Annotated in this window: 5 protein-coding genes, 4 tRNA genes, 1 rRNA gene, 1 pseudogene and 1 riboswitch (1 of these 12 only partly in view); of the genes and pseudogenes, 2 read left to right on the forward strand and 9 right to left on the reverse strand. The window is 46.7% G+C overall.

The features are described 5' to 3' along the window. The first annotated feature begins 506 nt into the window (after positions 1-506). Both SPTER_RS14560 and SPTER_RS14565 read left to right on the forward strand, forming a co-directional pair. Entirely contained in the window at positions 507-1,124 is a 618-nt protein-coding gene (locus tag SPTER_RS14560; RefSeq protein ID WP_211367287.1) for a hypothetical protein, read from the forward strand. 301 nt (positions 1,125-1,425) lie between these two features. Continuing rightward, entirely contained in the window at positions 1,426-2,706 is a 1,281-nt protein-coding gene (locus SPTER_RS14565) for an MFS transporter (protein ID WP_144351058.1), read from the forward strand. A gap of 1 nt (position 2,707) precedes the next feature. On the opposite strand, the pseudogene SPTER_RS25935 reads toward SPTER_RS14565, so the two are convergent. The 9 genes and pseudogenes from SPTER_RS25935 to SPTER_RS14610 all read right to left on the reverse strand — a co-directional run. Then, positions 2,708-2,761: pseudogene (locus SPTER_RS25935) on the reverse strand (hypothetical protein); the annotation flags it as partial. Positions 2,762-3,123: 362 nt separating this feature from the next. Next, positions 3,124-3,200: transfer RNA gene (locus tag SPTER_RS14575), tRNA-Arg, on the reverse strand. A 284-nt stretch (positions 3,201-3,484) separates the two neighbouring features. Continuing rightward, on the reverse strand, positions 3,485-4,741 hold the full coding sequence (locus SPTER_RS14580) for a hexokinase family protein (RefSeq protein ID WP_144351059.1): 1,257 nt from the start codon (positions 4,739-4,741) through the stop codon (positions 3,485-3,487). A gap of 413 nt (positions 4,742-5,154) precedes the next feature. Further along, a complete protein-coding gene (locus tag SPTER_RS14585; protein WP_144351060.1) occupies positions 5,155-5,325 on the reverse strand; it encodes an aspartyl-phosphate phosphatase Spo0E family protein in 171 nt (56 codons plus the stop codon). A 240-nt stretch (positions 5,326-5,565) separates the two neighbouring features. Beyond that, the gene (locus tag SPTER_RS14590) at positions 5,566-6,825 is read right to left on the reverse strand and encodes a diaminopimelate decarboxylase family protein (RefSeq protein ID WP_144351061.1); all 1,260 of its coding nucleotides are present in this window, start codon (positions 6,823-6,825) and stop codon (positions 5,566-5,568) included. A gap of 103 nt (positions 6,826-6,928) precedes the next feature. Next, positions 6,929-7,105, reverse strand: a riboswitch (Lysine riboswitch). Positions 7,106-7,345: 240 nt separating this feature from the next. After that, a tRNA-His gene (locus SPTER_RS14595) sits at positions 7,346-7,421 on the reverse strand. A 7-nt stretch (positions 7,422-7,428) separates the two neighbouring features. Continuing rightward, a tRNA-Met gene (locus SPTER_RS14600) sits at positions 7,429-7,504 on the reverse strand. A 325-nt stretch (positions 7,505-7,829) separates the two neighbouring features. After that, a tRNA-Asn gene (locus tag SPTER_RS14605) sits at positions 7,830-7,905 on the reverse strand. Positions 7,906-8,209: 304 nt separating this feature from the next. Beyond that, a 23S ribosomal RNA gene (locus tag SPTER_RS14610) occupies positions 8,210-11,225 on the reverse strand; it runs 33 nt beyond the window's last position.

The following is an 11,225-nucleotide window of genomic DNA, read 5'->3' on the forward strand; positions in this document are numbered from 1 at the left end:
GAACGCTTCCCGCGGGCAACATCCGGATTATAGTAAAAAAGCGCAGCAAGCACACCTTGCCGCACATAATAATTTAGAAAGTGAAGCCGTCTGTCAGGTATGTTTATCAAAAGGGCAGCCCCAAAAAGAGTATTCCCTAACAAACTGCGCCTTTTGCAACTTTATTCAGTTGCTTGCCACCATAACAGACGAAACAAACATCAAAATCACACCTTTACCATTTATAGTACTACTATACTGTTATTTTCAGCGACTGTCAAACAACACAGGCTGCACATAAACAGTTTATTGTGGGCTGCATCCTACCGGCAACTCAAAAAATCCTGCTTTCAGATAAGGTGGATAATTACCGTCATTATCACTTAGATTGCTTTTGCAACAGTTCGTTTCCCGCTTATGGTTATTGTTTTATACGAATTGGGGAACTATAACGAAAAAAGGCCAGTTGTCTCTATGCCATCGATGTTTTTTCGAATGGAAAATAACTAATAAAAGAGGTTTGTAAAATGAATACTCATTTTAAAGAAGAAAGCAAGACGCCAAAATTAAAGCGCGAAGACCGTATCGCTCTGCATCGCCGGATGGCCGAAAGCTACCATAACGCTTATGCGCGAAAATCAGTAAAAGATGGTGCGACGTATGACGAATGGAAGTTTGCAGACAAAGCCGTATACTGGTCGCCTTATTTCGGCAACGAGCTCATACAGTTGAGCAAGCATCCCCTCTCCGTGGCTTCCTCCGCGACCATGGAAGCGAAGGCATACTCACTCCGATTTCCTGATTGGGGTCCGGCAGAATTTAAATGCTGGCCAGCCGATAATGGCTTCGCAATGAAAACACTGTTCGAGGGGCACACGCAAGACGGCACCAAGATGAGTTTTTATTCGTATGGTTTCGTCGAGACGAATGACCAGGGGGAGATCATGCGTTGGGAAACTCATGTCAGCGAAGAGTACAATGCCTTCCTTGATGTCGCAATCGGCGTGCATGGCCCCTTCCTTAACGGCAACCAACCATTAAGGAGGCGAAGGTTATCGAAGGTGGTCAGTCTCAGACTCTCAGCTTTCGATAAAATAAACGGCAGCGTCGAAATATTGGGTAAATGCTTAAGAACAAATACATAACAATTTGTATAGTGTAAATTATTGACAGGGCAAGGTTCTTCCTTGCCCTGTATTATTACCAGGGGGCAATCCTTCAATCTACATTTATTGTCTCAATACAATAATAATGTTAACTCCATAAATCCGAACGGCAAATGGGAATAAGCCTTTGTTCCGGTGCTAATAAACCCCTGCTCCAAATACCAATCCTTTAAGCGGGTTCAGGCTCAAAATGGCTATCGTTCAATAGCAAGAAAATACAATATAAAGCGATATAAAGTTGTTAAAATAGTGTCCAGCAATGCGCGGGAGGAGGCATTATATGAATAAAGGCACGAATCAGCAAAGTCGCCTGGGGTTGCCAGTTCATTATGGCTGGATTATCGCACTCATCACTTTTCTGGTGTTACTGATAGCCGGTGGAATTCGTTCGCTACCAACGGTTTTCATTGTTCCTTTTGAACATTACTTTGGCTGGAACCGGGCAATCATCACGTTTCCTCTGGCCGTTAATCTTTTACTATATGGGCTGTACGGACCGGTGGTTGCTGTCCTGATGGAGTTATATGGAGTCCGGCGCATCATGCTTTTGGCCTTGCTCCTGCTGAGCGGCGGCATCGGCCTGTCCGGCTGGATGCAGACGCCATGGCAAATGACCTTTTTGTGGGGAATTATCGTCGGCACCGGCACCGGCTTTTTGTCAACGGTTGTGGGATCAATTGTTGCCGTCCGTTGGTTTGTTACACATCGGGGGCTGGTTGTCGGGATATTTAGCGCCGCCGGCGCAGCGGGGCAGCTCATTTTCTTGTCGCTGTTTTCAAAACTGCTCGCAATATTATCCTGGCAAACAGTTGTGTGGTCTATTTCGCTCCTGGCGCTGACCGTTGCGGTATTTGTCGCATTAATAATGCGGAATACTCCCCGTGATGTCGGCCTGCTGCCATACGGGGCCTCGCTCGAACCCGCTCTGAAGCCGCTTCCACCAGTTGCGGCCGTTGCGCTGGTGCTCAAAGTGCTAAAAAGAGCTCTGCCAGTAAGAGAATTCTGGTTGCTGGCCGGCAGTTTTTTTGTCTGCGGCGCTACCAGCAATGGACTAATCGGGACGCATTTTATTCCTGCCTGCGTCGATCATGGTCTATTGGCAATGACCGCTGCGGGCCTGTTATCCGTAGCGGGAGTATTTAATGTGATGGGAGCAGCTGCGTCCGGCTGGCTCTCGGACAAATTCGACAATCGCTGGCTGCTGTTTTGGTATTACTGTCTGCGCGGTTTATCGCTGCTGTTCTTGCCCTTTGGCTTGGAGCAAAACAATATGAGTTTGCTATTTTTTATCGTTTTTTATGGTCTTGATTGGGCTGCTACCGTGCCCCCGACAGTACGCCTGACTGCCGATGTCTTTGGCGGGCAGCAAGGACCCGTTATATTTGGCTGGCTTATGGCGATTCACCAGGTAGGCGCGGCGTTGGCCGCTTGGGGCGGGGGAATCTTACATACCTGGATTGGCAATTACCTGGCAACCTTTGCGGCGGGGGGCGCCCTGTGTCTTATTGCCGCCGGCATGGTGGGCGTCATCCGAAAAGAAAAGCAAACCATGGCCGAATAAATTACCATTCATATTGACCGGGCGTAATGTCAAAATTCCTTTTAAAAGCTTTCTGAAAGTGGCTTTGATCGCAAAAACCAGCGGCGAAGGCTCTGCCACCAGGGGGTCACCGGCAGCCAGCAAATCAGTGGCTTTTTTCAAGCGGACCTGTAGTTGATAGGTATGAGGCCGGTTGATGGCCAATAGAATGAAAGAAGTTCGCGGGGAGGATAAAGGCCTGGAAGAATCAGAGAATGTACACAAAGCAATTCGCCACGTTGCTGCCAAATTGCTATAAAAACGAAAAAAGAGCTTTACGAGAACCTCGTAAAACCCTTGAGAATATTAGATGATGTTCCGCGCTACCGCTTGGAACTAAGCGATTCGCACCAATCAGACTTCGCCTATCGTCTCGACTTCTTGGGCTTTCTGCTTAAATGGCGACCCCGGCAGGATTCGAACCTGCGACCTTTTGATTCGTAGTCAAACGCTCTATCCAGCTGAGCTACGGAGTCATCTTCAATTAACTACTTGACTATTATATTATGAGAATCAAATAATGTCAACAGCGCAATCAGATCTTGCTGCCAAAAGCCATTGCTGCTTCTAGTGCGTCAAGTTGACGGAAGTTGCCAAGCAAGCAAATTTCAAAAGAATACGGCGGTTTAGCACAATTAAAATCGACCGGCTGAAGTTATCGGGCTCTTTTTACGGCTTACCCCTGCCGATTATAGCAGCGGTAGCGTCTAATAATAAACAAGCTGATCACAATACAGAGCAAGCTTGTTTATTATCTATTCTAGGATTTTGCATTACATACTGTGGCGGCAGCAATAGCCGCACCTATACCGGAGCCGTCTTTGCTTAGTTTAATGGTTATCTGCTTTGCATTTTGACTAAATATTTCAGATATAGCTTCCAATAAATGGGGCTTATACCCCGGCATCTTTTCATACAATGAGCCATCAACCGCAATTGTATGCCGCCTTGTTAACATCGGATCAATCTTAATCAATACGCCGGCCCATGTAGCTGCAACTAAACGGGCTGAACGCTTTGTAACAAGGCGGGCAGCGGCCCTGATTGCCGCAAGTTCACCAATCTCTAACCCAGTAATGCCCCAGCATCTGGCGGCCATATTGGCTACAGCGTCAAGTGCGGGCGATTCATCTGCCAAAACTGGTGAAATATCTTCTGTTGAAACGGAATAGGGAACCCCCAACCTGTCTGAAGCGCTATTTATATGCCCATCTGTTGCGAGCTTATGGACAATCAATCTCACCAGTTCACCCAAATATTGTCCTGACGCCATCTTCTCAAGTCGTTGAGAGCCAAATCTTTCACTAGCCTGATCTAATTGCCTGTCATATTCTGTCTGCTGAATCCCGTCAAAGTTACCGGATTCCAGATTAATAATCATAGGCTGCCCAGTCAGAGGATGACAAGGCTCAAGATAACAGGTATTATGGCCGGTTCCACAGATTGATCCTATAGAAGTGGCAGTATCGGTATAAGCAGTTGATAATAATGTACCGGTAGTGTCATTAATTATTGCCAGCGATTTAACATGGCTGCTTCCTTTGCGTTTTAGCGCCGCCTGCAACAGTTCGCCAATATTTCGGCCTTCAACCCCGCTAGTTTTGAATTCTTTAGTCCAACTGATTAACACGGCTTCATTAACACCATGCTGCCGGCAGGGGAAGGAAAACGTGTGCCCCAGGGGATAGGTACCACCCCTTGGTGCAACCTCCGATATTTTGCCGGCAATGAAATCAAAAAGCTCCAAACCAGAGGCTGATGCCGCAGTATAGTCATACTTTCCATTCTTATCTTTTAGCAGGGCCGAACGTTTGTCAATAATATTAACCTGCCCGTTACCAGCCAGTTCGACTAACAATACGCGAACATTAGTACCACCAAAATCAACAGCAATTACTTGCCCCTGTTCCCGGCCTGTCGGATTACCAAGAAAAGATGGTAGCAGTTTAAGGGAACTTGCCTTTCCTGTCAGCCCATTGCACATGTCATGTTGGAAACAGATGGCAATATCTCTCATAAAATCAGTAGATATAACAAACTGTTCCTCGATCAGTGCTAAAATTCCAGCTAATGTTTTCAGGATGATCTACCTCCGGGTTAATATATGATTAAATTAGCCTCCAGGTGTGAGGAGGCTATTTCTTATAATATTTACTTGGAGTAAAGATATACCTTATAACTCGCAGCAGACGAATGTATAGACGTATCAGCAGTCGTTTGAAATCCAGCCACACCATACTTAGGATAATAGCAGCAATAATAAGCATTCGTATGTTAACCGCAGTATAAAACTGATCGATTATAATAAACCCTACCACAGAAATGCCTATAAGACTAGTCCAGCTCATAAAAAACCTTCTTCCATTTGCTTATCATATTATGCTGTAATGAAAGAACTCGTACCGTAAGCAACATGCTGAATTATACTGCTTAACCATCCTGCTGAATACGATAATATTTGCTGATTTGGCTGTCTAGCAACTGACTGGTTTCTAAAACCTGAGGATCAGAGACTCCATAAGATGCAGCCAACAAATTCATCTGTCGCCGTAAATATTCTATTATATCAAGGATATTCAAAGCTTCGATATTTTTAGACAACGAGCGCGCCCCCACACAGAAAAATACCTCTTCTCAACAACAATTAACATTATAAACTATATTCCCTAAATTTGGAAGAAGGATTTTGTTGTTTTTGTGAAATTTTTTATATACTAAATATAGACTTTAAAGTCTATGTTTTTATTTCAAAACAACATCTCCGGAGATCGGGCTAATCAGTCCTGAATATTATAAGAAAATTCACCCGGCAAGAACCAGATGAATTTCTTAAACATTCTATTAGTTATCCAGTCCCGTAAAATCTAAAGTAGAAAAATAATCTTCAATAGTTTCTGCACGCCGAATCAGCTGAACACTGCCATCATGTTTCAGCATTAATTCAGCTGAACGCAATTTACCATTATAATTAAAGCCCATTGCATGACCATGTGCCCCGGCGTCATGAATGACCAATACATCGCCAATATCGATCATCGGCAGCTTGCGATTAACGGCAAATTTATCATTGTTTTCACACAGAGACCCGGTAACATCATAGATGTAGCCAAGCGGCCATTCTTCTTTACCGAGGACTGTAATGTGATGATAAGCACCATATAGGGCCGGACGCATTAAGTTAGCCATGCAAGCATCGAGTCCAACATAATTCTTATAGATTTCTTTTTTGTGTAACACTGTTGATACCAGATAGCCATATGGTCCGGTAATCATCCGTCCGCACTCCATGGCAATTTTGAGCGGTGCAAGCCCATTGGCGGCAATCTTAGTTTCATATGCCTTTTTGATTCCCTGGCTGATTGTCATAATATTAACCGGCTCTTGCTCTGGACGATAAGGAATACCAATCCCACCCCCGAAGTTAACAAATTCAACCTTAATATCCAGGGTACGATAAATTTCATTAATAAGGTCAAACATCATATTGGCGGTTTCCACAAAGTAGTTAGGATCAAGTTCATTGGAAATAACCATTGTATGAAGGCCAAACCGTTTTACGCCTCTGTTCTTCATAATCCGGTATGCATCCAAAAGCTGCTTTCTGGTCAGGCCATATTTAGACTCTTCCGGATTGCCAATAATTGAGTTGCCGCCTTCACGCAACGGTCCCGGATTATAGCGGAACGAAATTATATCAGGAATACCTGCATGTTTATCTAAGTAATCAATATGACTAATATCGTCCAGGTTAATAATAGCCCCTAATTCACGCGCTTTTTTAAACTCAATAGCCGGAGTATCATTAGAAGTCAAAATGATCTCTTCGCCACTCATACCGGCTTTTTCGGCCAAAATAAGCTCAGCCAGCGAACTGCAGTCAGCCCCCAGCCCTTCTTCCCTCAACACTTGTAAAATATACGGATTAGGAGTGGCTTTAACAGCAAAATACTCCTTAAACTCTGGTGCCCAGGCAAAGGCTTTAATTAAATTACGGACATTTTGTCTAATAGCTTGCTCATCATAAATATGAAACGGTGTTGGGTATTCTTTAATTACTTCTGTTAATTGTTCTTTTGTAAACGGTATCTCTTTCTCAGCCACGTGTTTCGCCTACCCTTCAAAAAATCAGTACATGTAATACAAAAAGCAGTCTGCGCTAAATCTCGCAAACTGCCTGGCAACAAAAGAATGCTCTTAACGGCTGGTGCAAGATAGCGCTCCACCTGTAATATCAGCAGGTGACAGTCTTACATTTCTTAAACGTAAAACCAGCAAAAATTTTCGGCAAAACTTTCACTTCGGCGGTCCGCCCCTTTCAGTACCATCATCGCTGCCAGCTCTGCATACTTACTGTTGGTCCTCCGCAACCTCTATCAGAAAACAGTTATTTAATTATGTCTATAATACCAGTGCACCCCAACCAATGTCAATATGCCATGGAGAAATCTTATTACATCTAGTTTTGCCATTTCCTATTCAGCAAATAGATTTTCCATAGTACCAGACACTGGTTTCCCTGCACACCTTTCCTTCTGGCATGCCAAAAGAAAACTTCTTGCGATGTAAGTAACATAAAAGGCGGAAATCTATCGACTAAAATAGATTCCCCGCCTTAAATATCTGGGGTGACTAGAGGGTCTCGAACCCTCGAATACCGGAGCCACAATCCGGCGTGTTAACCACTTCACCATAGCCACCATAAATTGGTTGCGGGAGTAGGACTTGAACCTACGACCTTCGGGTTATGAGCCCGACGAGCTACCAACTGCTCCATCCCGCGATATAAGCATAAGCAGAGAACCAGGTTTTTAGGAGCGACAGCGACGCGGAAACCTGTGTGAATCGCTTAGTTACGAGCGTTAGCGAGTAACCTCCTTATTCCCCTTCTCTAATTAATTCTCCAAAGATTGAATATGGCTCCTCGAGTAGGACTCGAACCAGCGACCGATCGGTCAACAGCCGAGTTACGACAGTTGATAGCATCCCATCTGCGTTGTTGTCAGTCCGGGCGTTCCCTCCGACGTACTTCCCAGTACGACTACGGTCACGTCCTCCTTCCGCCTAGCATATGGAATACTCTAAACTGTCTGAGCCTTAAATGGAATTGGCTCCTCGAGTAGGACTCGAACCTACGACCGATCGGTTAACAGCCGATTGCTCTACCAACTGAGCTATCGAGGAATTATAAACAGAGAACCATAAGCAGAGAACCAGGTTATTAGGAGCATCGCGACGCTAGAACCTGTGTGAATCGCTTAGTTCCAAGCGGAGCGCGGAACCTCCTAATTATCTCTTTGTTCCCTGAAAACTTCACAGAAGAAAGATTTGCGCAATAGTAATTTACTGGTTGCCAGCTCGGAGTTACAACATACATTATGGATGTTATCGCTCCGCTCTAACTAAGCGACTCACACATCTTCCCGTTTCGCTTTCGCTCGCGGCAAGCTGGTTCGCTGCTTATGTTTGCACGTCGTGCAAACGAGGTTAAGTCAAGTCCTCGGCCTATTAGTACCAGTCCGCTCCATGAATTGCTCCACTTCCACTCCTGGCCTATCTACCTTGTCTTCTTCAAGGGGCCTTACTTCTTGCGAATGACAGACCTCATCTTAAGGCTGGTTTCACGCTTAGATGCTTTCAGCGTTTATCCTTTCCGGACGTAGCTACCCAGCTCTACCCCTGGCGGGATAACTGGTACACCAGCGGTCCGTCCACTCCGGTCCTCTCGTACTAGGAGCAGTTCCCTTCAAGTCTCTTACGCCCGCGATGGATAGGGACCGAACTGTCTCACGACGTTCTGAACCCAGCTCACGTACCACTTTAATGGGCGAACAGCCCAACCCTTGGGACCTACTTCAGCCCCAGGATGTGATGAGCCGACATCGAGGTGCCAAACCTCCCCGTCGATATGGACTCTTGGGAGAGATTAGCCTGTTATCCCCAGGGTAGCTTTTATCCGTTGAGCGATGGCCCTTCCACTCGGTACCACCGGATCACTAAGCCCGACTTTCGTCCCTGCTCGACTTGTCTGTCTTGCAGTCAAGCTCCCTTCTGCCTTTACACTCTTCGCGCGATTTCCAGCCGCGCTGAGGGAACCTTTGGGCGCCTCCGTTACTCTTTCGGAGGCGACCGCCCCAGTCAAACTGCCCGCCTGACACTGTCCTCAGTTTCGTTACTCCTTGAGTTAGAACTCCAGTAAATAAAGGGTGGTATCCCAACATCGACTCCATACAGACTTGCGTCCATACTTCCCTGTCTCCCACCTATCCTGTACATCATTTACCAAAACTCAATGTCAGGTTGCAGTAAAGCTCCATGGGGTCTTTCTGTCCAGTCGCGGGTAACCTGCATCTTCACAGGTATTTCAATTTCACCGGGTCCCTCGTTGAGACAGTGCCCAAGTCGTTACACCTTTCGTGCGGGTCGGAACTTACCCGACAAGGAATTTCGCTACCTTAGGACCGTTATAGTTACGGCCGCCGTTTACCGGGGCTTCAATTCAAACCTTCGATTGCTCTAAGCTCTCCTCTTAACCTTCCGGCACCGGGCAGGTGTCAGCACCTATACGTCAGCTTTCGCTTTAGCAGGCACCTGTGTTTGTGGTAAACAGTCGCTTGGGCCTCTTTTTTGCAACTCATTCCCGCTTCGTTCGCTTCTGATCTACACGGTTTACAAGCTCCCCTTTTCCCGAAGTTACGGGGACATTTTGCCGAGTTCCTTAACGAGGGTTCTCCCGCGCACCTTAGGATTCTCTCCCCGCCTACCTGTGTCGGTTTACGGTACGGGCACCTGGTCTCTCACTAGAAGCTTTTCTTGACAGTCTGGGATCAGCAATTTCGCCATTATCTCTAACAGCTGCCCATCACTCCTCAGGTTTTAGCATCACGGATTTGCCTGTGATGCACCCTACAAGCTTAGACGCGAATTTCCATCCTCGCGCTTGCCTACCCTCCTGTGTCACTCCCTCGCTCAATCGATTCCAGGTGGTACTGGACTTTTTACCAGTTGTCCATCGCCTACGCTTTTCGCCTCGGCTTAGGGCCCGACTAACTCTGAGCGGACGATCCTTCCTCAGAAATCCTTAGGCTTTCGGTGGACAAGATTCTCACTTGTCTTTTCGCTACTCATACCGGCATTCTCACTTCTATACTCTCCAGCACTCCTTACGGTATACCTTCTTCGTGTATAGAACGCTCCCCTACCCATTCCGTTAGGAATGCCATAGCTTCGGTTCCGTACTTTAGCCCCGGACATCTTCGGCGCAGCGACACTCGACCAGTGAGCTATTACGCACTCTTTCAATGGTGGCTGCTTCTAAGCCAACATCCTGGTTGTTTTTGTATCTCCACATCCTTTGCCACTTAGTACGGCATTCGGGACCTTAGCTGATGGTCTGGGCTGTTTCCCTCTTGACCACGGGTCTTATCACTCGTAGTCTGACTCCCAGGGTTCGAGTACATCCATTCGTAGTTTGACAAGGTTCAGTAACCCATTAGGCCCCTAGCCCTATCAGTGCTCTACCGTCTGTACTTATTTCCTGAGGCTAGCCCTAAAGCTATTTCGGGGAGAACCAGCTATCTCCGCGTTCGATTGGCATTTCACCCCTATCCACAACTCATCCCAAAGCTTTTCAACGCTCACGGGTTCGGTCCTCCACGCATTTTTACCTGCGCTTCAACCTGGCCATGGATAGATCACTGCGGTTTCGGGTCTACAATATCCAACTTTCGCCCTCTTTAGACTCGCTTTCGCTTCGGCTCCGTGTTTTCCACTTAACCTTGCTGGATACTGTAACTCGCCGGTTCATTCTTCAATAGGCACGCCGTCAGCCTCATACGGGCCTTCGACTGCTTGTAGGCATACGGTTTCAGGTTCTTTTTCACTCCCCTCCCGGGGTGCTTTTCACCTTTCCCTCACGGTACTATGCGCTATCGGTCGCCACGAGTATTTTGCCTTGGAGGGTGGTCCCCCCTGCTTCCCACAGGGTTCCTCGTGTCCCGTGGTACTCTGGATTCTGACCCTCAAACTCTGCTTTTCGCCTACAGGGTTGTTACCTTCTGCGACTCATCTTTCCAGATGATTCGGCTAAGCCTGATTTGATTGTTGTCAGTCCTCAACCCCTGTTTGGATGTTGGATGTTAGATTTTAGATGTTGGAAGTCTAAGAATATTTTACGTTCCTTTTATCCAATGTCCAATGTCTAATCTCCAACATCCAAACAGGTTTGGGCTCTTCCCCGTTCGCTCGCCGCTACTTAGGGAATCTCGCACTGTTGGCCCTTTGGGGGCCTCCAGCATTAGCAGCCTTGCGGCTGCGTCATTTGATTACTTTTCCTCCAGGTACTTAGATGTTTCAGTTCCCCGGGTGCCCCCCTAACCTAAGTTAGGTAATGGTGCATGACCACCATTGGGTTCCCCCATTCGGAGACTCATGGATCAGGGCCTGCTTGCGGCTCCCCATGACTTTTCGCAGCTTACCGCGTCCTTCTTCGGCTCTTGGCGCCT

This window comes from Sporomusa termitida, from assembly GCF_007641255.1.
In the GTDB taxonomy this organism is placed as follows: Bacteria; Bacillota; Negativicutes; order Sporomusales; family Sporomusaceae; genus Sporomusa; species Sporomusa termitida.